We start from the raw sequence: 23,252 nt of genomic DNA, 5'->3' as shown, positions 1-23,252 counted from the left end.
TTTTTAAGTACTTTTTATTAAAAATACAGAATGTCAACTTTTATATAGATGATAAGCTTTATTTCACTCATTTTAATAATAATTCCCGATTATATTATACTAAAAGACAAAAAATAAAGATAATTTATTAGTAAAATGGTAATATATAATCAGGTGTGAAGAAAGTTCCTCCTGTTCCGTATATATCCTGAATATACGAGGGGGAATTATGTTGATTAATGATAAACAAAGTACGACTAAATTAGAAAATAAGCAACAGATTAGCAATGAAAAGCTTACGAGAGTTGAAAGACGATCAAGGGCAAAAAGAGAAAATACTAAGGGGAAACTGGAACTTTTTATACAGTTTTCAAGGGCTCTATCAGACTTCGGAACCGGATTTCAAAAGGTTATTTTTACATCAATCTTACTTAGCTTGGTTTTAATATTGGGCTTTCTAGGAATGACTGGTCAGTTGAATTCAGAACAATTAGTATACTTCTCAAAAGCAATAATTAAATTTGCAATTGATTCCATGCAATCTTAACCCAAACATTTCAGTCATTTGAGCCCTAAACATTAAGTTGGAGAAAGGATAGGCTGTCCTGGATCCACACATCTAAATGTCTTTAGAAAATTATTAGTATGCGGGATAGGCAATACTTTTTTCTTTTGTTTACGGTGATTATGGTATAGAAAGAAAAAAAGAGAAGTGCAGGCTGGCGGGCCTGACACTTCTCTTTTTTTCATACAAAATTTTAAATTTAATATTATAGTTTGTTACCCATCTTGTTACCTATAGTGTTGCAAATTATAGATCATAATCGTTCATAAAATTATAGAATTAAATTATCCTGACTTGGACCCGAGCATAATTTATATTCGCGCGAACATGAAAAAAGTAATTTTGCGAACTATTAGAGTCCATACATTTCATCTAGATTTTATACCTCCCTTATTATCAATTTGTTGTTTTCCATTGATAGATACTGTTATTAGAATCTGTTAGTTGTGGCTAGCAACTATATAAAGTACCCTGAAATACAAATCTGACGAGGTTTTAAATCTTGATTAATTCACAACATTTCTTACTAAATTAGAAACTTTATTTTAACATAAAAATCAAAAAATATAAATATGAATATATAAAATGTAAAATTAAGAGGTATGAGAAGTAATAAGGGTAAAAGTTTAATTTTCATATTAAAGTCTTTTTTCCTTCTACAACAAAATACAGTTTATTAATTATCAGACAGCAAGGAAAATATTGAAAAGTAACCCTAATTAAAATTAGAGGGCTCCTTTCCTATATAAGTTCGTTATTAAGAAACCTAGTTTCTCTTATATAGTATCCAGGAATTCATCAATAGTTATTTGTTCATCGTCATTAAAAGTATTCTGGCCAGTCTCTAAAAACCTTTCTGAAAGTAGAAATGTACGAACCGTTTTCATTCCTTTTTCATCTACACTTTCAAAAAAATAATTTTGTTGATTTATACTTATATCTATACCCATTGGAATAATTTGATCTATAATCTCTCGTACATAATCATGTACCCAACGTTTCATTTTCTTTTTAAATTTAGAAGGGAGTTTTTCCCATACGGGATTAATCTTCTCACATACTAAAGTGCTACTAAAAGAAAATTGCTGTGGCCCTATATTCTTACCTATAATACCTCTTAGAGCATTACGAACTTGAACTTGTAATATCTCTTTATTTTCTTTTTCTAATTGTCCATTTATATCAACGGGAATCATATAGATTAAAGGATTATTCCCAAATAATACTTTTTCATTCAAAACCTTAATCCGTTTTAACATCCCATTTTCCCTAACTGTTAAATGTACACCTTCATGACTAATACCAATTCCAAAAGTATCATGCTCTATAACATGTCCTAAAACTTCTTTTACTGTCTTGCTAATAGATTGAAGTGTATGAAACATCTCTTGTTCATCATTTTGCTTTACTCCATATATCACCTTTGTATCAATTTCTGATTTATTTTCAAGGGCAAAAACCTCTTTTAAATAGTTTGGAGTTAAACTCATATATCCTGCTGCTTGTTTTGTCCCATGATGGCTCCAATCTACATGAAAATTTTGCACCTTACATTCAATTAGTAAATATTCTTTTCTTTCTTCGTTATATAATATAACTTCTGGCGTTACTAATTTTTTAGGTTCAAAGTTTTCTTTAAATCTCTTAACACTTCTAGGTTCAACTGGAATACTCTTCTCTATTTGATTTATTGTGTACCCTTTCTTATAAAAGTAAGGATATAAGTTTGTACCCTCAGGATAAGGTAGACTTAGATGGACTAATAAATTCAATTGAAATAACGGAGTCAGTTCTGGTCTCATGATGATTGTCCCCCAATTACTTCATCCAAAATCCTTTCATAAGGTATATCTCCAATATAGACATTGATTTCCGGGTCCAAGAACCTTTGAATATTAGTTACTAATCTATGGATAGTGTTTCCACATGTTCCCTTAGGTAAAAATAGTATAAACTCCGTTGTACTAAGGTCCAACATGACATTTTGCCACAAATGAAGATCAACTCCATAAATATGTACGTGTTCCTCACTAAATCTTTTTATTTCTCCATAAATCTTAAATGGTTCCCTTCCCTTTGGAAAAGTACTTTCTACAAAATTGTTAAATACATGACATCTTAAAGGTTTATTAAATTTTATTGTCACAGGACTAGCTTTAAATGAGGTACCATTTAGATTATTGTTTATTTCGTTAGCTTCTATCCAAACTTTTTTTTCTAATCTTTCGGTCATTTCTTGATATACCTTAACAACTTCTCTCAATTGCACTCGGTGGTCAGTAAAACTATCAGAACGGTTAGTGAATTTTCCATTTTGATAGACATCGTGACCACCTCTCCCCACATTACTAGGAAAACGTAAACTTCCGACAGAATAGAAAGAAGAGAAATATTGCCTTACGCCATCTAGTTTTTCTACAATCCCTCCTAATTCCTCTACTAATGATACAGAGGATACCTTGTGCTCCTGTATTCCATTATTCTCAAGATGATCTTGTTCAAACATAGCATTAAATTCAAATTTCATTCTAGTAAAACGCTGGGAATGATGATAGGAGGTTATATCATTTAGAAATTTATCAAACATTTTTCCAGATATCCATAAAGAATCTAAAATTGTAGAATTCTTTACGTACGATAGAGTTAGGCGATCCGAAAATTTGGATGGCTCAGTAGTATAAAGCGTACTAAAACGTGAATTTATTTGTTCAATAAAGCCTATGGGTTTATCATGCTCGTGTAGAATAAAGAGTTCTTCATCAATTTGCTCCACTGAGTGTTTAGTATCAGTAAATAAAGTATTTATACTGGTTTCTTCTCTATGTATCTTTCCATTGTTATATAAATTTTCATCAAATGTTTCAAATACATAAGATTTTAAAAGTGTATTTTTTACTTTTAAACTATCAATTTGTTCTTTAGTATTATGGGAATATTCATCTAGGTATGAAAAGATACTTTCTCTATTTTTCCAATTAGTATTCAAACTTACACTTCCTTCATATTTATTTCATACAAAAAAAGACCCTCCTCATGAAAACATGAAGAGGGTCTTTTCGGGAACTATGCGCTCAATTGCGCGGAGTGCTCAGACTCAATGTTCCCAACATCGAATGCGCTCAGTCGCGCGGTGCGCTAAGGCACAACATAGTATATTATCTATGCTAAATATACTACATATTCCATCTATCATGCAAGAATTTTATATTTATTCTGCAAAAGGAACTGTCTCTTTATCCAATTGTTTTCTTAAAAATTCATTTTCTTCTTCTAAATCAATAACTTTTTTCCGTTCTTTATCTAGTTCATCTTCTAATTTTTTAAACTGTTTAAAGGTAGTAGGTAAGAAATATTCCATAATTGTCAAATCAATTTTGTCTAATACTTCTGTTCTTACCTTTGCCTTCCTACCTTTATAGTCATATTGATATAGTACCCTGTTTTTATCCACCCCACGAATAGCCTCTAAACAAATACCACTACCATGATGAAGTCCGTCAGATGAATCTACATCAATATGTAAGGGGTCATTATCATTATATTTAGTAGAAGAGATAGGAGCTACTAATAATTGCCCTCTGTTATTATCATATAATACTACTGCAGGGTGTAAAAATGTTAATTCCTTATTAAAGTGCCCAAAAAGCTCCACTTCAATTATATGTCCTCTAGACAAGTTTCTTGTGAAGCGACGTTCTATGCTTTTCTTTTGATCCTGCACATATCTTTCAAGACCGATTAGCCAACGGCTTCCGTACTTTTGATCTTTTGCCATAATGACATTAAATAATTCTGATAATAATGAATTAGTGTCTTTTACTATGTTTATATCATGATGCATTTTTGGAATATCACCAGTTGATATTCCTCTTAGATCTTTTAATCTCTTTTTATAGTTATATATTAGCAAATTGATCTCCCCTACCTTAAATATGAAAAAATTCAAAACTTATCTATTATAAATAATAATAAGATGACCAGGAATATAATTCAAGCTATAGAAGAGATGTTTAAATTACATATAGAATATAGAATATGTATTTATTTTTAAAATTTTCCCTATATCCAGCAACATGTCACACGAGTTATCAAAAAAGCTTGAACCCTTTAAAAAGAAGGGGATTTGCTCTTTTTTACCTAAGCTACATTACCTTGGACCACATTCTACTAAATTAAAGATCTTTATAAAGCACTTTCAAATCTAGGAAGACCTGCTTCTCAAAAAGCTATCCTTTTAAGAAAGTTCATCCCTTTTGCTACAAAACCCTTTGTTAATTTAATATAATAACGCTTACCAACTCCCTCTGCCTGGTCTATTGAAATTATTTAATTGCGAATCTTATGGATATCCCCCCTACAACGTTCAAAACCTTCTTCATCTATACAATTCTACATTTTATAACCAGATAACTTCATATTTTTCATACTAATGAGATTGATAAAATAATTGGCCATTATCCCAGCCCCAACCAATTTTTTGGTACAATAAGGGGAAAACAGGAGTTGAAAGTATGTGAGTATACCCTATAGAAGATATTTCAAAAGAAATAGACCTAATATAAAACAGGAGGAAGAGGTCCCTATATATTCATCTTTAAAGGATGCCTCAGTAGTCGTTTTAATTTTAACGGGACTAACCTATCTCTTAGGCTTTGCCTTTAAACAGGGTTATCTCTTTTATTATGGAATACATGATTTAATGCTAAATAATATAGAAATTTATTATATCGCCAATTCCTTTATTTCTATATTTTTTCTCATAACAGCATTTATTGCATTATATTCATTTATCAAGATTATATTTTCCAGCTTAAGGGATGAGGGTTTCGTATATCAGTTTTTTGTTAAGATGTTTTTTACTTCCTATGCTAGCCTTGGTTTGTTGTGGTACACATTTAACAAGGAAATTTCTGATACTGCATCTTGGACTATATATATACTAATTGGCATTATTGGAATTTTAGATTGGCTATTAGGGAATAAATCAGTTTTGTATAGGAATATTGTAAACCCCATTAAGAAGCCCTTGCTTAAATTTATCATTTTTGTTAAAACCGATAAACGTTGGAAATCTACCATTTTAATACCTTCAATAGTCATAGTTTTATTTATTTTTTATCGACATGGACAAACGCAAGCAGCCCAGAGGGAGAACTACTTGATAATAAATAATAAATCGGTGAATTTAGCTGTTATTATTCAAAGTGGAGATAATGTATTAGTAGCGCCAGTAGATTTAAGCAAGAAGGTCCTAACCCCTAATTATCGCATTATTGAATTAAAATCTTCTTTAGATAAACAGATTGTACTTAAATCCATCCATATTAAAGGTGGTTTAAAAGTGCAAAAACCAGTGGTTAAGTAAGGTATCTGAGCTTTTCTATATGAATAATAATTAAAAGACGAGTACAATAAAGGCTAAGCTATCAATTTATAAAATCGTGGTTTTCTGTATAGAACCTTTTCAAGGAATAAACATCTTTATTCCTGGTGTGAATTGAAGGAAAGTCTCTGGGTCTTCTTGGAACAAAAATCTGCTTCTGTCTTTCTCCACATAATGTCACCATTAGTAATGGTAAAACGGTCATTGATTTCACAATAATGTTCTTCATAAAAACTTTCCTCTTTTTATATTTTTATAGGAATGAAAAAGCCACCTTCCATTGAGAGTAAAGGCTTTATTTAGATAAAATAAAGGAACAGCACACAGAATACTAAAGAAGGTGTTTTTATGAAAAAAGTTGTTGCGGCAATCATAAAATACAGAGATCAAATATTAATTGCTCAAAGAAATTCAAAAGATCATTTAGCAGGTAAGTGGGAGTTCCCTGGCGGCAAGTTGGAACCTGGTGAAACACCTGAGGAATGTCTAGTAAGGGAGATAAGAGAAGAGTTAAGAATAGATGTAGAAATTGGTTCTTTTTATGACGATAATGTATATGGCTCTAAAGATCAGGTTATTCATCTATTATTCTATTGGGCGGCGGTCATGAATGGTAAGGTCACAGCAGTTGTTCATGATGACATAAAATGGATCGCTATAAAAGATTTAGCAAGGTTTGATTTTGCTCCTGCTGATATTCCCATAGTAAAAAGACTGGAGAGAGAGAATATATGAGCTTCGAGCATGGATTACAACCCTCTGAGGTTTTAACAAATCAGGAACTAATGAATACATTTAAGTGTGCAATGGCAGGAGGAATGAGATTTTCACACCGTACCAATGCCTTAGTTCTCATTTCTGATCATACGAAGTCTTTGTATGATGATCGTTGGATTAACAATGTGTTTCACTATACAGGGATGGGGCAAGTAGGAAATCAAAGTTTAGATTATAGTCAAAACAAGAAGCTATATCAATCAACTCATACGAATGTGACTGTTTATTTATTTGAAGTATTTACGCAGAATCAATATGTTTTCCAAGGTGAGGTTTACTTGTCAGGTAATCCTTATCAGGAGGAACAACTCGACAGAAACAACGAGCTTCGACTTGTTTGGGTGTTTCCTTTAAGTTTAAAGAACGAACACAATGAGATAGTGATTCCAACAGAATTTTTTGAATCCAGAGAGAGGATTCAAGAGAGAAAAGCAAAAAAGCTGACACAAGACGAGTTAATGAAAAGAGCTTCACGTGCTTCTCATAAACCTGGTTCTCGAATGGTTGTTACGAAGGGATATGAAAGAGATGTGTATGTTTCAGAGTATGCCAAAAGAAGAGCAAATGGGATGTGTCAATTATGCGAAGAACCTGCTCCGTTTCATACTAAGAAGGGTGATCCCTATTTAGAAACCCATCACATTGAATGGTTATCTAAAGGTGGAGAAGATACGATTGAGAATACGGTTGCGTTGTGTCCTAACTGTCATCGCAGAATGCATTCTTTAAATGCAAAAAAGGATGTAGAAAAGTTAAAAGTAGTTGCATCTAAAAGCTAAATAAAAAGAGCAAACTCCCTATCGTTAGAGTTTGCTCTTTTCGTTTCTTTATATAATCTTGTTTGCCCAACAAACATCCTTTTTCAAGTACATCAAAAACATACATTTATGACACATAGATTTTAATACAAGTTTTGAGACAGAAATAAGGCCTGGTTAAGATGAAATTTAATTGATTGTAGGCATGTCTCAAAAACCATGGTTTTTGGGATAGTATTAAACTTATTTTAGAGTAATAGTATCAGTACGTTCGAGATTGAGTGATTAATTACAATTATTTTAAAGTTTTTGCACCAGAATTATTATAAAAAACTTGATTAGCATTTTACTAATCAAGGTCAAAAACCTAAAAGTTAATATCACTTTGTAAATATTGGTGTTCCTTGTTTAGAAAGTCATTAAACAAGTTTATCAACCTAAGTACATTCTCTTCCCTTGAGTATTTTGAAAGATCAAAGTCGGCTTTTGGAGGTAAATAATTAATAAAGCTATCCATATCCTCCGGATAATTAAAATCAGCATAAACCCCAGCAATTCTGTTTAATAACTTCTCAAAATCATCTTGATGTTTTATTTTTAAACAAGCCAGTATACCGAATCTCCATTTTCTTTTTTCAAATTGCCAACCATTCGCGTCTAGGTTCAAATCATTAATATGTAACTCCTTTAATATATTTACTAGTAAACTCTTGTAATCAACATCATCCCCACCCCAAGCTAGCTGAATAACATACTGATTTTCAGTTTCTGGACGGTCAGTTAAAAATTCAACTGCATAATTAGTTATATCACTATATTTTATTAAATCAAGTTCTAATCCCATATATAGTGTTCTCCAATCATACTTTATTTTGTTTTGCTTGAAGGTATCTACACAAATATCCATTTAAACCACCTTAATCTTATAATCTTTGATGTTATTTCTAATTCTGCTTACCCTAATGGATTATTACTCAAATATGATATTTTTCAATTACACAAATCAACAAAAAAACCCTGAAAGGCTTATGCCAATCAAGGTCTCTTCCATAACTACTAAGACTCGAAAGCTGTTTTTTCTGGAAATACACCACCTTCTCTTACCAAGCAAACCGCCAATTTTTGAGCAGCTCGATCAAAATAAAACTTAGAGGGGATATTTTGATCTGGTAAACTTTCTAACTCTGAAAACTTCCTAGTTACTTTATTTAACTCAATTTTACCCATAACCTCTTCATTAGGTCCAAATTTGTAAACCACAGTTTCATCATTTTCATATTCCTTTAATAATAGAACGTATGAAGCCAATTTTATTCCTCCTCTGGTGGATACCATGGACGCCCAGATTCTACTGTTTTATCATGTGCCGTCCTATAGTCCGTTTTAAATATTCCTTCAAATTTTGATTCAAAAAGTTCATGATTTAATAAATCAATATCATTTTTCTTGTAAGTTCCTTTTTGGAGCCTTTCCCAAGCTTGTCCAATTGCATAATCTGGATCAAAGCGTCCAACCCCATGTTCTTTTACGTGCTCTTTGATAAATAAATGATCCTTAATTCTTTGTACCCTCTCCTCGGTCATTCCTGTATTTTTAGCAATAGCCGGAACATCAGTTTTGGATTTTCTAAAAGATTCGTACATCTCATCTGCTTTGTCAAGTTGCTTTAGATATTCATCAATTGAAAGTTCCCTACCACCAGTCTGAGCAGGCCCCATACCATTAGTTTTTTTAGGCGTATGCTGCTTTACCTCACTGGTTTTCTTATTCCACTTTAAGTGGGTCTGTTCGCTTAATAGTTTACCTTTGAGAATCATTTTAGTGCCATTTCCTATAACCTTAGTATATCCAGCGCCAATAACACTAGCAGTCGCGATAGCGCGGTCTGTTGCATCTAATTTCTTTTCCGTAAAGTATTGTTTTCCAGTACGGGCTTCATCGGCGGCTTTCAAGTTACCATAAAAGGGAAGAAAGTCGCCTACAAAAGAAGCTACTTGTCCATTGGTTAACTTTGTATCAAGAAATTGTCGCTTCATTGGATCTTTAATGTTTTTATCTTGAGCTACTCCCATTCCCCATAGCAAGGCATCAGGGCTAGGCTGCTTATGATTTTTAACCGCCTCTAAGATTTCTGCTTCATAGTTATCCTTAACTTTTATCTTCTTCGGCTTAGGGAACAGTATATCATAAGAATACAATCCACCTTTCTTATATCTGGCCATTAATTGACTAGTAGCAGGTGTGATTCTCCCTTGATAAGAAATAAATCGTTTAGAAGTAACGTCAAATCCGAATTTAGATAAGCCATGTAATACTATATTGGAAGGCATAAGGATAGCGTTCATTACCATATCCATTTCCTTTAAGCCTTGAGCAGTCTTTTGAATATGTTGAATGGTTTCCCCTAATCCTTCTGAATACTTCCTCATATCACTTTCTAGTTCCTGTTGAAGGGCTTCTAATTCCCCTGTCCATACACCACTTAGTTCCGATAAAGCACCGGATAAAGAATAACTAAGCTGTCCAGGAATAACATCAATCTTAGATTTAGCTTGCATCGTTTTTTGTGCTAATTGTTCGAGGTCTTTAAAATTTGCCTTTATATCCACAATTGTACTGAATTCCTCCATTCCCGTCTTCTATCCTTTCTTATTTTACATGAGATAGGATAATGATTTGGTAGGGATTAATTAGTTTATAAAATATAGTAAAATATTCATATATAAAGTTTATATGTTTATTATTGGTATATGATTTTTAGTAAGGAATATATAATTAAAAGAAACTTCCATAAAATAGTATAACTGGTTCATTTTTAGGAAATATATACCTTTTAATCTCTCTTTTTCAGTATATATATGATATCCAGAGTTAGTTAACATAATGAATGTTATAGGCACTAAAAAAAGAAGCCTTATAACTATCATAAGGCTTCTTTTTTTAACTTTAACTATTACAACCAGTCCTTCATATAAGTAACCAATCCTAATACAGCTCCAATTGCACCTCCAAACAAAACATATGGAACATATTTTCCTTTAGTTTCAGTTGATTCATCTTTAATATTCTCCATTCATACCACTCCTTTCTATTACACTAATAAGTACGATTCAAATGGATTATAGTTCCAACGATTACAGATTGAACAAAATATAAAGTCATGTATACTTCATGCAATTTTAGTTTACATAATACATTTTAGAAGAAGTTAAAAAAGCCCAGAACCTTTATCTTACAAGGCATCTGGACTTTTCCTTTTTTCTTACTCATACAGTTTTTTATGCATCCTTGAGTTAGCAATCTTTCTCGACTTCCCCTACACAAACAGGATGCATACAAACCAATGAGTTTATGCACTCCATAAATATAGAAATTCCCTTTAATAATGTACAGGAACACGATCTAAATTCTTTTTCTTGGCCACAAAATAACGACTATAACTGTCTAGGAGCTCATGGGTTTCCGGATCGATAATAATTGGTTTATCCACCGTTCCATTCTGCTCAATACTTTCTTCTACGGCCTTTTGTTTCGCTATTCCTGGTGTAAATTGAAGAAAGGTTTCTGGAACCTTAATTTCCTCTAAAGACATCCAGTCCCTCGTCCCTTTTGGAACAAGAATCTGCTTTTTCTCTTTCCCTTGTTTACTTTCTTCCTGAGATTTACCTACCTCTTGTTTCTTAGCCCTTGAACCCTTTTTCGGTGTTTGTTTCGGTTGTTCCTTCTCTTTTCCTTTATCCTCAATTTCTTGTATCTGCATACAGATAACGCCAATCTCACCTGTACATTGTTCAAACGGAATATCCAAACAAGGCTCCCCTTGCACAAGGAAGCGTCGTTGAGAAAATTCCTCTTGGGTTATATTTAATTTGTTAAATTGTTTTTGACTCACTACAACGGTATAGGTAATCGGATTACTTTTAAATGGAATCCCTTTTGGTGCATTGGGACTTCCCTTTTCCTCCATATCAAAAGCCAAGTACTTCCCATAGTCTTGAATTGAGCTAGTCGGACAGCCAGTTACACTAATTTTATGAGCCATCGTTCTCCCTCCTTCTTTCTATATGTCTAGTATATATACCCTTATATGCCATTGAACAGAGGTAAGATTCAAAAAACAACAGAAAAAAGAGATTTTACTATTAATTTACTATATTATTAATATTTCCCTGTATTTGCTACAATAAAGAAAACAAAGAGAAAAAGGTGTTCTTAAACTAAAAAGTACAAGAATTATGAAGAAAGTTGATTAATTAGGACGTATTGTCATTCCAAGGTAGCTAAGAGAACATCTAAATAAATTTATATTTCTTTGTATTAATGGAATTGGAGGATATGCATTAAATGGGATTTTTCAAACGTTTTTTTAAGAAAGTAGGAGATGTCAATAAAGGGGAAGCTGCTGTTTCCGAACTTGAATCTGAATTGTATGTAGAGTCACCAGAAGAGGAAGCTATGGATTACTGGGTTGAAATGGCACAAAATATTATTGTAAATGTAGTTAAGGTGACTAATAACTCCATTGACCGTGCTTTTGTCTTAATCGATATGAGGGAACAACCTTCTTTTGATGTTTTTTATCAATTAGAGGGCCGTTTAGTTATGTGGAATCAACTTGAAGATACTTTTATAAAAGAGCAGATTGAAAATGAATTATTACCGCAGGCATCTTCTGTGGCTTCCTCAGTAAATGATAACTTTTCAGAAGTTGAACACTCTAAGATTGCATTTGCTGAGTTACAATTTGAATGGGCGACGGGAGCTTGGTTTTCTCATGTGATTTGGGAAGATGATAACCATGCAAATCTAGCAAAGGAAGACATTTTAAGTAAATGGTTCAATAACTTAAGTATCGAAATTAAAACCCAACCATTAGATAGTGATACCAAACTTTCATGGTATCCTTAAAGTTTACTTTAAGAGGACATTAAATACGTCATAACAGGATCGAATTTTGCATTTATCTTTTGTTTCGTGGGTATTCCCTCCACTAAATGCAAAGTTCGGCCTCTTTTAACAGAGGCTTTTCATTGTTTAATCGACTTTTAAAATTATTTATTGTTCAAAATAAGATCTGACTGTTATATGCTTATATTTCATTATGTTTGTTTTTTACCAAAGTAAAAGGATAAGACTAACTAATGATAGTTAACTTAGCATAAAAGAATAATGGAGTTGATTTTATGAGTAAAGCTAAGGGTAAAGGCGGAACAGGCAGAGGAACAGGTAAGAAGGGCTGGAATCGTTGGCAAGCTAGTGCCAAAAAAACAAAGAGTGCCAAACCCTACAAAAGTAAAGGTGTTAAAAATATTGATGGTACAGAGACAAATATTAATGGCGATACATTCGAAAAATAGTGGCTGTTGCTACAAAATATCATTACTTAATAAACTAACGAATGTATTAGCTGAAAATCAGCACTGGCGGATTTATTTCAGAAAGTTTAGATTTCATAAAATAAAAAATAACCCCGAAAAATCGAGGTTATTTTTTATTTACTTGACGTCCACTTTTTTTGGAGCTCTGTGAACTTGTGTTTCCAATTTGGAATTCATTACCTAGTTCAACATCATTTCTTTTATCCTGTTTCTCGATTTGCTGTCTCGTTTGATCCTTGTTTTGCATCCCTTGTTTAGACAATATATATTCATCTCGCTTTCAATATTGTTGTTTTTAATATGCGCAAGTATAGGGAAAATACGTATTATTTATTTAAAAATAATTCTTGTCTTTAGTAACTTATTATTTAGATTTTGTTGAAATACTAGGTACGTTAGCTTAAATTTGTCTGTCTTTAAGGCAGTTTTTTCTTTATGCAACTAAAAAAAGATCAACCGGATATATTTTCTTATCTGGCTGACCTTATAATACGAACGAGTAAGTTAGCCGAACAAGAATAGCCACATATTTATTCGTATATTTTATTAAGTTTATTTTACATAAGCAGGAACAATTAGGGGATTTTATTGTCAGTTTTAAATTATAAAGTAATTACCACTTTACCTTGAGCGTGACCTTCCTGAAAATATTTGAATGCTTCAGTTACCTCATTTAACTTATATCGTTTATCAATTATCGGTTTTACTTTTCCATTATCAAGTAATTCTTTTATATAATTCAGGTCTTTTTGGTTTGCTCTCTGTAATAGGTTACTTATTTTCTTGCTTCCAGTCATTGAAATAAAAGGTCCAAGAACTAATGCTTGAAAAAGTTGGGATTCGGAACCTCCCACGTGAACGAAATTCCCATTTGGTTTTAATACACGTTTATAAGCTGATATGGAATTAGAACCGTTCACACCAAGAATCAAGTCATAACATTTTTCATTTTTTGTGAAATCCTCTTTTGTATAATCAATGATATGGTCTGCTCCTATTGAATGCAATATTTCTAAATTTCTTGTACTACATACACCTGTTACTTCAACCCCAAATGATTTAGCAATTTGTACCGCAAAAGTACCGACACCACCAGATGCCCCGTAAATTAATACTTTCTGTCCCGATTTAATCTTACCTTTATCACGTAGTCCTTGTAAGGCAGTCACACCTGCCATAGGTGTCGCAGCAGCTTCCTCGAAGGAGATATTGGCTGGTTTTAAGGCCAAAGCATGTTCGGGGACAGTTACATATTCAGCAAAACCACCCCAGCCACAACCAGAGAGGTCACCAAAAACTTCATCCCCTACTTGAAATAGCTTAACTTCTTTACCAACAGCTTCAACTTTACCAGCTATGTCACCTCCTGGTATGGAGTATCTTGGTCTCGTTAGTCCGAAAGCAAAACGAGCTAAGAAGGGTTTTCCTTTCAAAAGAACCAAGTTACCAAAGTTCAAGGATGCTGAATGAACTTTTACCAATATTTCATTCTCAGTAGGTAAAGGTTTTTTTATCTTTTTTAATTCAAGAACATCAGGTGAACCATATTTATTACAAACTATAGCTTTCATAAAAACTTCCCCCAATTTTCTTATTGTATTTACAAATAAATAAAGGAACTATAAAAGAAAGTTAGTGAAGTGTTATTATGTAAACATTTATTTATACGAAATAACGAATGAAAAAATTCAATAAATATTAGAGTAATAAAAATAAGGTTGTTCTTAATCATAGAGAATGAGGAATATGTGAAGTATTGTACGTAAGCTAATGGAACGACTTTATTGTTAAGTTTCTTATTAAAGTAAATTATCTTATATCAAAAAATTAAACAACTACATTTTCACCCCTACCCTAAAAGTAGAACGAGGTTATGCTTGTTTGAATTTTTAAAATTAAATAACTCTATCGTCATTTTACACTTAGTGCAAAACGCTTTTATTTTATGAAAAAAACAGGGTTTAAATAAACGAAAAGATGACATATTAAGGGAAAGAACCATTTGAAAGGGAGAATTTTAGTGGATTATCTATCTCGCGAACAAATCATGAATGAATTACAGCAATCCTTTCAACCATATTTAAATATGTATGGAATTGAAAATATCGGTATTTTTGAAGAAGAAGGACAAGACGATTGCTACTATCTTGGATATACAACCCGAAAAGATGGCGAAACTCATCATATTCATCTGCCTTTTCAAAAAAATAATGATGGCGGGTTAACCCCAATTAATAGTAAGTGGACGGTAGAATCAGACAATCCACTGGAAAAAGATCTTAAAGAATTTGAAGATCTAGATCATGTATTCCGCGAAATATACTAACGATTATTTAGATGACGTAGGTGAAGCGCATAGGAAAACCACTTCACCTACAAATTTTTAAAAGTGTAAATTGTACAGTCCCAATGTTTGCTGCTCGTCATTCACTGGCCTTGTCATCCTATTTGTTGCAACTCTTTTGCAATAAATTTGTTAAACCATCAGTGTCCAACTTAGTTAAAGATAATATGTGGCTTATTTTATTATCAAGACCTAATTCATAAAAAGTCATATAAAATAGAGGTTGGTACATATTAACTATGACAAATATGTATCAACCTCTTACTTCTTTTTCAATAATCGCACCCTATTCTAGAAGATTATTATGTAATATAAAGGATCCAATCTTTAAAAGAGTGGATCCTACCTGCATTAGTTCTTCGTATTATACCCTTTAAAGTCATACCCGTAAATTTTCGTTAACTCTTGGAAACTTCTATAAGAATAAGTGATATTAACGGGCGTTCCCACTTGAACTTTGTCATAGAGCTTCTCCACATCCGCATTATGCATTCGAACGCAGCCTAAGCTGACATATTTTCCAATACTGCTTTCATTGTTATTTCCATGGATTCCATACGTATCACCATAGGTTCCATTGGCATTGATGCCTAACCAACGTTTCCCTAATGGGTTACGAGGGTCTCCCCCAGGAATCTTTCCTGTGTAATATGGTCGATTCTTAATTTTATTAACAACTTTAAAAAATCCAACCGGTGTTTTATCCCACGTCTTTCCTGTTGCTACGGGTGCCACCATTTCAAGGTATCCATTATGGTAATACGCTAATTTATTATAGTACTTGTTAATAATAATGAGATCCTGATTTGCCGTGTTACTCGCTGCCTCCGTTTTACCGGTCGCCATTCCACCGATTAGAAATACGAGTAAAGCTAAAACTGTCATGGTTTTAATGAGTATACTTTTCATAGCAACTGTTCCCCTTTTATCTTTGTTTTAAAAAATCTGTAAATTCTAATTATATTTTATAACATTACAGGAAATTTTTACACACATTTCACAATTTATACAAAATATCTATATTATTCTGAGACAAAAAAGCACCCTCTATAAAGAGAAGATGCTTTCTCATCACTCTGATTTATTTTTCAGCTTCCATTTTCAACTTAATATGTGTTTAAGGATAGTTTAGGAACCTTTATTGCAGACCTAGTTCTCCAAACCCTTTCTTGGATGGCCCAAGAGGATCGGGATTGTATTCAGAAACGTCAGCGAAAAGGAATTGATGCTGTACTAAAAAGTGGTATATCTTTTGAACAGCCTAAAGCACAAGTTAATCCAGAATTTATTGAAGTTTATGATCGATGAATAAACAAGGAGATTACAACTGTTCAATCTATGAAAGAAGCAAATAGTAAAAAGACAACCCTTTATAAATTGATAAAGGAACATAAGGATACTTTTAGCAAGAACCATATATAATAAGAAGAAACTTATCAAAGAGGCCTTTATTCCATAATTTCTTGTATAGTTTGCGAATAAGCATCTGCGAAATCTGTTAATATGTAGACATTTAAGGTTAATACGATTTAAGATAAATTATGGACTCTTATCTATTACAGAGGAGTCTTTCAGTATAATGAGAATAAGACATTCCAGACCAGAGAGATGAGGGATATAAGACGATGATTGTAATTGAAAATGATTGGTTGAAGGTAGGTATAGAAAATAAAGGGGCAGAAGTGCGTAAAGTTGAACATAAGAAAAATGAGTTAGACTATATGTGGACAGGGGACAGTGCCTACTGGGGACGCGTATCTCCCGTCTTATTTCCAATTGTAGGACGTTTAAAGGGAGATCAGTATCAAATCAATGGTAAAACTTACGAGTTGCCGCAACATGGCTTCCTGCGTGACGTTGAATTCGATGTAGATGATCATACAACAGAACAAGTTTCTTTTGTGTTTAAGTCTGCTGGACGTTTCCTAGATGTTTATCCTTACGAATTCAAAGCCACTATTTATTATATACTCAACGAAGACTCCCTTATTGTTCGCTGGAAAATAGAAAATGATAGTAAGGAAGAGATGTATTTTTCTATTGGTGCTCATCCTGCGTTTAGGCTTCCACTTTTGGAAAATGAAACGATTGAGGACTACAGACTAGAGTTCACTCCTGCCCCAAATAAGACTGTACTTAATTATGAGTTAAAAGATTCTCTTATCCATGAGAACGGAACTGCTAACGATATTTCCTCAATTGCTCTTACTGCTTCTCTATTTAAAAATGACGCTGTTATCTACAGTAATATTAGTAACATCATACTGGCATCTAATAAATCAAGTCATGGAGTAGAAGTATCATTTAATGGTTTTCCATTTGTGGGAATATGGTCAAAATATATCGAGACAGATAGTACTATGGCGCCATTTGTTTGCATTGAGCCTTGGTATGGCATTGCCGACACATATGATACATCGGGAAACATGAAGGAGAAATTTGGAGTAAATAGGCTTGAGGTTGGAAAAACATTTCAGGCTGAGTATGAGATGAAGTTTAAGTAGGCATACTGTCACCCAGCCATTAAGTTATGATAATGTTTCTCTTTAAATAAGTTTTCTTTTTCATACTAGTTATGTCCTTTTGAGATTACTTATAGATATGTTGAAGTTTTTACGCCAAAACCAAATACTTTACTAAAAGGCTGTGTTCCGAAAATTACTACTTTCTGAACACGGCTTTTTGGTTAATTTAGTCGATACTTACATAACAATAACGGTTCAGAACTGCTTCGGAAATTAGTCATTCACATAAAACCAGACTTCCCTATTTCCTAACTATAATACTTGCATTAGAACCTGTGTCGATACTAATATGAGATTAGGTGTATGTTTACTGGCGAGACCTACAGATTAATAAAAAGTAAGGTGATTATCATCAAAAATATAAAAAGTATTCTATTTTTCCTTCTCGGCTTCATAGCCTTAGGGATTGGGATTGCAGGGATTATTCTTCCTGTTCTACCAGGTGGTCCCTTCCTTTTATTCGCTTCTTTTTGCTTTACTAAAAGTTCAAAACGAATTGAAAATTGGTTTCAAGGTACCTCATTTTATAAAAACTATGTTGAAAGATTTTATAAGAAAACAGGTATGACACGTAAGGAAAAAGTTCGTATTAACTTGATTGCCGATGCTTTTATCCTCTTTTCCATATTTTATGTGAACATACTTCCAATTCAAATCCTTCTAGTGGTACTTGCCCTCTACAAACATTACTATTTTATAAAGAAAATCAAGACTATTAAATCAAATAAAGATGAAATTATAAAAGAGTTTGGATAAGAAGTACAGGAGAGTTTTATAATGCTCTCCTTTTTATTTTAGTAAATTCATCTCGTTTCTTAAATTGAAATCATAACGATTTTATTCTTGAATGTTTTTATTACTTTTGTATTCTAAAATATCACTAGGCTATCACTCTAAATCCTTACAAACCGTCTCTAAAGTGGATAACTGAATTGCTTTTGTCTTTCCATTTTTCAATATAGAAAGATTAGCTATCGTTATTCCAACCCTCTCCGAAAGTTCTGTTACGCTCATTTTCCTTTTCGCCAACATTACATCGACATTTACTATAATTGCCGTGTCAACCACTTCAGACTATTAAATCATTCTCTGATTTTATATCGACAACTTTTTGTAAAAGCCTTTGAAGAACAGTAACAAAGACTGCAATCACCATTGAAGCAAAAATGAGCATTAATCCCAAGCTTATAAAACCTGTTATGTCTTCACCTTCACCTGCAATCAATATAAATCCAGAGATTATTCCTACTACAATTAAGGTACTGATAGTAATTGCACAGTATTTTATATAATTCAAAGCTCTAACAGATAATTCCGAGAAAACTTTATTCTGGTCAATATAGCTTAAAAGCTTTAAGGACTGATACAAGGCAATGAAAAACGGTGTTACTGTTATATACGTACCTATTAAAAAGGGATACTGCAAGTAGGCAGTCTCTGGATGTGCTTCTGCATCTTTAGTAGCTAACCAAGGTAACCAAAATATACACAAAGCAAGAACTGGAATTCCAATAATAAAAACAGCTATTTTTAAAAAGAGTGTTGAACTTTGTTTCATAAAAGCACCTCATTCATAATATTTCTAGTGTGATTCTAACAAAAAATTTATTGAAAAACAATAAATAATTATTCCTTTTTATTTAATTTTTATTGCTAATGATTATAAATATTAATTTTATATAAAGATAAAAAGTATTTCTCACTAAAAAGAAATGCTCTATAATTTGTTCAACTAACCTGATTTGTTAGCTCAATAAGCCTTATTCCATTAAGTGACTCAATACAAAAAGGCAGCGTCTTGAAGACGCTGCCTTTTTGTATTGAAACTTATTGATGACGAAGATTATTAATTTCCTCTTGAGTGAGACCCGTAAGATCACTTATCGTTTCATTGTCTATTCCTTTATGAATCATACCAAGAGCCATATTTTTAATGGTTTCCTTTCTTCCTTCTTCCCTACCTTTTTCTTTTCCTCTGCTCTCAGCTCGTTTCAGTGCAGATTTTTCATCCAATAAAGCCTTTCGTCTTGCTTCATAAGCTAGTAAAACTTCTGGATCTTGACTCACACGTTCCCATTCATCTATTGCTTTCTTTAATACTTGATCTTCTTGCATCGCAATCTCCTCCAGTACTTGAGTGATTTCTTCATCTTCCGATGCTTCAAGTAATAATAACCATCTTACTAATTGATCTTCTCGTGGATCGACTTCTTTTCTCCGCCACTTAATAAGCAGTTTGGGAAGTTCCATAAAATGAATTTCTAACATGTCCGTTAGCAACAATCTTTCTTCACGCTCATATAACTGAAAGATGGAATGATAATGATTGATATGAGATAAATAACGGAAGTTTACAATGTTAATGGTGATGGTTTGGCACAGCTCACCATAGTCCATTCCTTCCTTCATCTGACTGCTATACATCTTAGACCAATAGTAAAGCGTTCTTTTTTCCATATCATGTTTATTATTAAGCTGAATTTCAATGTTTATACGAGTTCCATCTTCTAATTGAGCATGAACATCAAGAATGGATCGTTTATCTTCCTGGTTTTCTTTATTAAAATGCGGATCTAATAAGTGAACGGTCGCAATTTTCTTTTCTTCTTGTAAATGTAGAGCTGCATTTAAAAAAGCAGCTAAAATGGATTCATTTCCATGAGTCCCAAAAAGAGATTTAAAGGCAAAATCGACACGTAAATCTAATCGCTTTGTCATTATACCCTCCGTGATTTCTTCTTTTCTTTTAGTATAACATGGGTTTTACTTTTTCCTCTTAAGTATACTTTTACACATGATTTATTCCAGAAACAAGCATTTACGATATATAGATTTCAAAAAAAGATGGTTTTTGAGAAATGTCGAGACCGATATAATTGCTTATAAGCATCCTTTAATATTTATGACTTCATGGCACCAATTACATGACTATTAAAATACCTCTATACACATTTCCCTTTTTTGCTTCACCAAAAAGATAAACAGCCAATCATGTTATAAATCAATCTACCTGTTATTATAATATTTATAAATAAATACCTATAAAAGGGAACCCTGAGATAATCCAAAACTGTAATTAATCTAAAATTTCTAGTAATATTAATTAGGAACGTATTATCTAGGAAAGGGAGAAGTATAGTGAATACAATTGATTTTCTAGAGTTTAATCTCAAAGAAACAAGAAGAAGAAGTAAAATTGTGTGGAACGCTATTCCTGAAGACAAACTTAATTGGAAGCCTGATAAAGAGGCCATGACATGTATAGAAATGGTACGTCATGTGCTAGAAGCAGAGCATTATTATTGTTTAGCTATCAAAAATAGGGCTAGTATTGAAAACTTTGATTCCCCCTTTGATAAACGTCCTTTTATTTCAATTAAAGATGAATTGGATTTTGCGGAACCTTATCACAGACAATTTATAAATAGTCTTCAATTTTTCTCTAGTGAAGATCTAGAGAATATTAAGATTGATCGTTCTGATGAAGGATACATACGTTCATTAGGCGATATGTTAATGCGTATTGCTTATCATGAAGCTGTTCATGTTGGTCAACTTTTAGATTACCTTAGAACAATGGGTGCTCCTAGACCTAAAATTTGGGATTGACCAAGAAAATCTCTATAACTAAGGTTATAGAGATTTTCCTATAGGATAACCATTAGATAACTTAACACTTAATTGCGGTTAACTTCCATTCTATTAGCTAATTCTTTGTATGAAATTGTACCTTCATTCATATATTCAAGGTTACTGTCCTTCATAATGTGACGACTTATCTCTTTTAACAGGGTCACTGTTGCCCTAAAAGGAGCAGAACCACAGCTTACTCTCTCAATCCCAATATTAGATAACTCTTCTAACGATGGGGAACCTGATTCAGCTAGTAGATTAATAGGACAAGAAATCTCCTGTCTAAGTTTTTTAATAGAATCTATACCTCTCAACCCAGGGACAAATACGCAATCGGCCCCTGCCTCTTGATAAGCTCTTGTCCTCTCAATAGTGGAGTTTAACCGTTCATTAGGATCACCAATATTTAGCCAATATAAATCTGTTCGTGCATTAATAAACAATGGCTTATTCATAGATTGAGAGATTTCCCTAATTATCGCTATTTTCTCTAACTGTAGGGAAAGATCCGTTATAAGGTGCTGAGGATCTCCTGTTCCATCCTCAATATTAATTGCTACTACCCCAGTTAGGATAACCTGTTTAATTTTCTCCGTTAATTCTTCACCAGTTATTCCATATCCTCCTTCTATATCTGCACTTACAGGTACATTTACCGAGTTAACAATTAACTTGAGGGCACTTAACATCATTTCAAAAGGTAAATTTTCTCCATCCGGATAACCCAACGAGATTGAAATTCCTGCACTAGTCGTACCGACTGCTTGAAAACCTTCCTCCTGATAAGTTCTCGCGCTCATAGCGTCCCATGCGTTGGGTAATACAAAAGTAGAAGGTTGCTGATGAAGTTCTTTAAACTTCTGAAACTTTTTAAATCGTTTTTGAGTATCCATAAAAATTTCTCTCCCTTGTTATTGGATGTAGTATCTATTGTTATATTAAGAATTACAAGATGAAATGAAACAATATTAGATCTTTAACATATTGAATGAAAAATCTGAATTTTAATATAACATTAAAATGAAAAACCACTCTTAGCACAGCTTATTCAAAATAAAACTAGCTAATACAGGGGATAGATATAGTGACTGTTTCCATGATTCAAAAGGAGATAATATAGAAACTTAGAAAGGTGGCAATTTAATTTTAAAAATAAAATAATTATGTATGAAATTGATTATTACTATCAATAATAATCAATAAGAGCAACCATATGGAAGATGGTTACCCTTATTGATTAAGCTTCTGGTACAAATGTCTTGCAATCTGTCTCTTCACTGTTGGACGCTTGTTTGCCTTTATGACTAACTACGTAAATAGCATCAGCCTTACATTTATTCCCTTGTCCCCAGTACTTACAGTTGTTTACTTCACAAAGAACATCTTGAGCCATAATATCACACCTCCTATCTTGTTATAATTAACAAATTGGGGGTTTTTAATACTGTTCTTTTATATAGTTTTTATGAATCAGAAGGTTCAAAAGTTTTACAGCCTGTTTCTTCGGCTTCAGATGTTTGTTTTCCATCAAAATTTACAACATAAATGAAATCAGCAGTACATTTGTTTCCATTCTTCCAATTCTTACAGGTATTTACCTCACACAATACACCAGTTGCCATAGTATTCACCCCCCTTCAAATCTCATATAATTTGTTTATTAAAAGTTATTTCTACTCACCTAACAAAAAACCTTTTTAATATAAGAACTTGATTTATATAAATGGAAACTCTGTGTGCTTTTAAGCGAACTACTCAAAATAAGTAAGAGGAATACTCTCTACCTCAATAGAAAGTTTTTCTTTTTTTAACTGTACCCCCTATACAAACTTAGTTAACATGATATCCGTTAGGGAAGTTGGATATTTTCTAACTTCTAAAATCTCATAAACTTCCCTTCGTTCTCCAAC

Annotated in this window: 27 protein-coding genes; 11 read left to right on the top strand and 16 right to left on the bottom strand. The window is 32.7% G+C overall.

What is annotated here, in order from left to right; translation table 11 throughout:
- Positions 1 to 211: 211 nt before the first annotated feature.
- The gene (locus tag B9N79_RS23380; protein WP_085119116.1) at positions 212 to 526 is read left to right on the top strand and encodes a hypothetical protein; all 315 of its coding nucleotides are present in this window, start codon (positions 212 to 214) and stop codon (positions 524 to 526) included.
- Positions 527 to 1,320: 794 nt separating this feature from the next.
- Here B9N79_RS23380 and B9N79_RS23375 read toward each other — a convergent pair.
- The 3 genes from B9N79_RS23375 to B9N79_RS23365 form a co-directional block, all read right to left on the bottom strand.
- On the bottom strand, positions 1,321 to 2,346 hold the full coding sequence (locus tag B9N79_RS23375) for a hypothetical protein (protein ID WP_085119114.1): 1,026 nt from the start codon (positions 2,344 to 2,346) through the stop codon (positions 1,321 to 1,323).
- Positions 2,343 to 3,530, bottom strand: a complete 1,188-nt coding sequence (locus tag B9N79_RS23370; RefSeq protein WP_085119111.1) for a hypothetical protein — start codon at positions 3,528 to 3,530, stop codon at positions 2,343 to 2,345. Before B9N79_RS23370 ends, B9N79_RS23375 begins: the two co-directional genes overlap by 4 nt.
- Before the next feature lie 222 nt (positions 3,531 to 3,752).
- Positions 3,753 to 4,454 carry a type II toxin-antitoxin system PemK/MazF family toxin gene (locus B9N79_RS23365; protein ID WP_094041328.1) on the bottom strand — a complete coding sequence of 234 codons (702 nt, stop codon included), beginning with the start codon at positions 4,452 to 4,454 and terminating at the stop codon, positions 3,753 to 3,755.
- A 603-nt stretch (positions 4,455 to 5,057) separates the two neighbouring features.
- On the opposite strand from B9N79_RS23365, the gene B9N79_RS23360 reads away from it, so the two are divergent.
- The 3 genes from B9N79_RS23360 to B9N79_RS23345 all read left to right on the top strand — a co-directional run bounded on the left by B9N79_RS23360 (position 5,058) and on the right by B9N79_RS23345 (position 7,483).
- A complete protein-coding gene (locus B9N79_RS23360) occupies positions 5,058 to 5,909 on the top strand; it encodes a hypothetical protein (RefSeq protein ID WP_085119108.1) in 852 nt (283 codons plus the stop codon).
- 366 nt (positions 5,910 to 6,275) lie between these two features.
- A complete protein-coding gene (gene mutT / locus B9N79_RS23350; protein ID WP_085119103.1) occupies positions 6,276 to 6,662 on the top strand; it encodes an 8-oxo-dGTP diphosphatase MutT in 387 nt (128 codons plus the stop codon).
- Positions 6,659 to 7,483 carry an HNH endonuclease gene (locus B9N79_RS23345; RefSeq protein ID WP_085119100.1) on the top strand — a complete coding sequence of 275 codons (825 nt, stop codon included), beginning with the start codon at positions 6,659 to 6,661 and terminating at the stop codon, positions 7,481 to 7,483. The genes mutT and B9N79_RS23345 overlap by 4 nt, the downstream gene beginning before the upstream one ends.
- Positions 7,484 to 7,829: 346 nt before the next feature.
- Here B9N79_RS23345 and B9N79_RS23340 read toward each other — a convergent pair whose 3' ends face one another.
- The 4 genes from B9N79_RS23340 to B9N79_RS23325 all read right to left on the bottom strand — a co-directional run bounded on the left by B9N79_RS23340 (position 7,830) and on the right by B9N79_RS23325 (position 11,504).
- Positions 7,830 to 8,369, bottom strand: coding sequence for a DUF2247 family protein (locus B9N79_RS23340; protein ID WP_085119097.1), 540 nt, complete (start codon positions 8,367 to 8,369; stop codon positions 7,830 to 7,832).
- Positions 8,370 to 8,518: 149 nt separating this feature from the next.
- Positions 8,519 to 8,770 carry a hypothetical protein gene (locus B9N79_RS23335; protein WP_019390476.1) on the bottom strand — a complete coding sequence of 84 codons (252 nt, stop codon included), beginning with the start codon at positions 8,768 to 8,770 and terminating at the stop codon, positions 8,519 to 8,521.
- A gap of 2 nt (positions 8,771 to 8,772) precedes the next feature.
- Positions 8,773 to 10,092 (bottom strand): pre-toxin TG domain-containing protein, encoded by a 1,320-nt coding sequence (locus B9N79_RS26410; protein WP_205635673.1) that lies wholly within the window; start codon positions 10,090 to 10,092, stop codon positions 8,773 to 8,775.
- A 749-nt stretch (positions 10,093 to 10,841) separates the two neighbouring features.
- Positions 10,842 to 11,504 carry a ParB N-terminal domain-containing protein gene (locus tag B9N79_RS23325; protein WP_085119095.1) on the bottom strand — a complete coding sequence of 221 codons (663 nt, stop codon included), beginning with the start codon at positions 11,502 to 11,504 and terminating at the stop codon, positions 10,842 to 10,844.
- Between the two features lie 302 nt (positions 11,505 to 11,806).
- Here B9N79_RS23325 and B9N79_RS23320 point away from each other — a divergent pair, with 302 nt between their 5' ends.
- Positions 11,807 to 12,370, top strand: a complete 564-nt coding sequence (locus B9N79_RS23320) for a hypothetical protein (RefSeq protein WP_085119092.1) — start codon at positions 11,807 to 11,809, stop codon at positions 12,368 to 12,370.
- Between the two features lie 275 nt (positions 12,371 to 12,645).
- Complete coding sequence (locus B9N79_RS23315) at positions 12,646 to 12,819, top strand: DUF3934 family protein (protein WP_019392443.1); 174 nt, start codon at positions 12,646 to 12,648, stop codon at positions 12,817 to 12,819.
- Positions 12,820 to 12,946: 127 nt separating this feature from the next.
- On the opposite strand, the gene B9N79_RS26405 is transcribed toward B9N79_RS23315, so the two are convergent.
- Both B9N79_RS26405 and B9N79_RS23310 read right to left on the bottom strand, forming a co-directional pair.
- Entirely contained in the window at positions 12,947 to 13,102 is a 156-nt protein-coding gene (locus tag B9N79_RS26405; RefSeq protein WP_019392442.1) for a hypothetical protein, read from the bottom strand.
- 340 nt (positions 13,103 to 13,442) lie between these two features.
- A complete protein-coding gene (locus tag B9N79_RS23310) occupies positions 13,443 to 14,411 on the bottom strand; it encodes an NAD(P)-dependent alcohol dehydrogenase (protein WP_019392441.1) in 969 nt (322 codons plus the stop codon).
- A gap of 449 nt (positions 14,412 to 14,860) precedes the next feature.
- Here B9N79_RS23310 and B9N79_RS23305 point away from each other — a divergent pair, with 449 nt between their 5' ends.
- Entirely contained in the window at positions 14,861 to 15,166 is a 306-nt protein-coding gene (locus B9N79_RS23305) for a DUF5634 family protein (RefSeq protein WP_085119090.1), read from the top strand.
- A 369-nt stretch (positions 15,167 to 15,535) separates the two neighbouring features.
- On the opposite strand, the gene B9N79_RS23300 is transcribed toward B9N79_RS23305, so the two are convergent.
- Entirely contained in the window at positions 15,536 to 16,093 is a 558-nt protein-coding gene (locus B9N79_RS23300) for a L,D-transpeptidase (RefSeq protein WP_085119087.1), read from the bottom strand.
- Positions 16,094 to 16,297: 204 nt separating this feature from the next.
- On the opposite strand from B9N79_RS23300, the gene B9N79_RS26635 reads away from it, so the two are divergent.
- The 3 genes from B9N79_RS26635 to B9N79_RS23290 all read left to right on the top strand — a co-directional run bounded on the left by B9N79_RS26635 (position 16,298) and on the right by B9N79_RS23290 (position 18,465).
- On the top strand, positions 16,298 to 16,492 hold the full coding sequence (locus B9N79_RS26635; protein ID WP_231573180.1) for a hypothetical protein: 195 nt from the start codon (positions 16,298 to 16,300) through the stop codon (positions 16,490 to 16,492).
- A gap of 317 nt (positions 16,493 to 16,809) precedes the next feature.
- The gene (locus B9N79_RS23295) at positions 16,810 to 17,688 is read left to right on the top strand and encodes an aldose 1-epimerase family protein (protein ID WP_040060123.1); all 879 of its coding nucleotides are present in this window, start codon (positions 16,810 to 16,812) and stop codon (positions 17,686 to 17,688) included.
- 324 nt (positions 17,689 to 18,012) lie between these two features.
- Positions 18,013 to 18,465, top strand: a complete 453-nt coding sequence (locus B9N79_RS23290; RefSeq protein ID WP_085119085.1) for a YbaN family protein — start codon at positions 18,013 to 18,015, stop codon at positions 18,463 to 18,465.
- A 132-nt stretch (positions 18,466 to 18,597) separates the two neighbouring features.
- On the opposite strand, the gene B9N79_RS23285 is transcribed toward B9N79_RS23290, so the two are convergent.
- From B9N79_RS23285 to B9N79_RS23275, 3 genes are all read right to left on the bottom strand, one after another.
- A complete protein-coding gene (locus tag B9N79_RS23285) occupies positions 18,598 to 18,741 on the bottom strand; it encodes a helix-turn-helix domain-containing protein (RefSeq protein ID WP_081496073.1) in 144 nt (47 codons plus the stop codon).
- Between the two features lie 37 nt (positions 18,742 to 18,778).
- Positions 18,779 to 19,267: a DUF2975 domain-containing protein gene (locus tag B9N79_RS23280; protein WP_040060124.1), complete on the bottom strand. Its 489-nt coding sequence runs from the start codon at positions 19,265 to 19,267 to the stop codon at positions 18,779 to 18,781.
- Between the two features lie 269 nt (positions 19,268 to 19,536).
- Positions 19,537 to 20,427 (bottom strand): Rpn family recombination-promoting nuclease/putative transposase, encoded by an 891-nt coding sequence (locus tag B9N79_RS23275; RefSeq protein WP_085119083.1) that lies wholly within the window; start codon positions 20,425 to 20,427, stop codon positions 19,537 to 19,539.
- Positions 20,428 to 20,847: 420 nt separating this feature from the next.
- On the opposite strand from B9N79_RS23275, the gene B9N79_RS23270 reads away from it, so the two are divergent.
- Positions 20,848 to 21,318, top strand: a complete 471-nt coding sequence (locus B9N79_RS23270) for a DinB family protein (RefSeq protein ID WP_085119081.1) — start codon at positions 20,848 to 20,850, stop codon at positions 21,316 to 21,318.
- 68 nt (positions 21,319 to 21,386) lie between these two features.
- Here the strand turns inward: B9N79_RS23270 and B9N79_RS23265 are convergent, their stop codons facing one another.
- The 3 genes from B9N79_RS23265 to B9N79_RS23255 all read right to left on the bottom strand — a co-directional run bounded on the left by B9N79_RS23265 (position 21,387) and on the right by B9N79_RS23255 (position 22,964).
- Positions 21,387 to 22,235 carry an isocitrate lyase/PEP mutase family protein gene (locus B9N79_RS23265; protein WP_085119078.1) on the bottom strand — a complete coding sequence of 283 codons (849 nt, stop codon included), beginning with the start codon at positions 22,233 to 22,235 and terminating at the stop codon, positions 21,387 to 21,389.
- A gap of 344 nt (positions 22,236 to 22,579) precedes the next feature.
- Positions 22,580 to 22,735, bottom strand: coding sequence for a DUF1540 domain-containing protein (locus B9N79_RS23260; RefSeq protein WP_019392431.1), 156 nt, complete (start codon positions 22,733 to 22,735; stop codon positions 22,580 to 22,582).
- Positions 22,736 to 22,805: 70 nt separating this feature from the next.
- A complete protein-coding gene (locus tag B9N79_RS23255) occupies positions 22,806 to 22,964 on the bottom strand; it encodes a DUF1540 domain-containing protein (protein ID WP_019392430.1) in 159 nt (52 codons plus the stop codon).
- Between the last annotated feature and the right edge of the window lie 288 nt (positions 22,965 to 23,252).

Origin of the sequence: Priestia filamentosa (assembly GCF_900177535.1) — a bacterium.
Lineage (GTDB): Bacteria > Bacillota > Bacilli > Bacillales > Bacillaceae_H > Bacillus_I > Bacillus_I filamentosa.
Note: the sequence above shows the minus strand (reverse complement) of the source record. Positions and strands in the feature narration are given on the sequence as shown.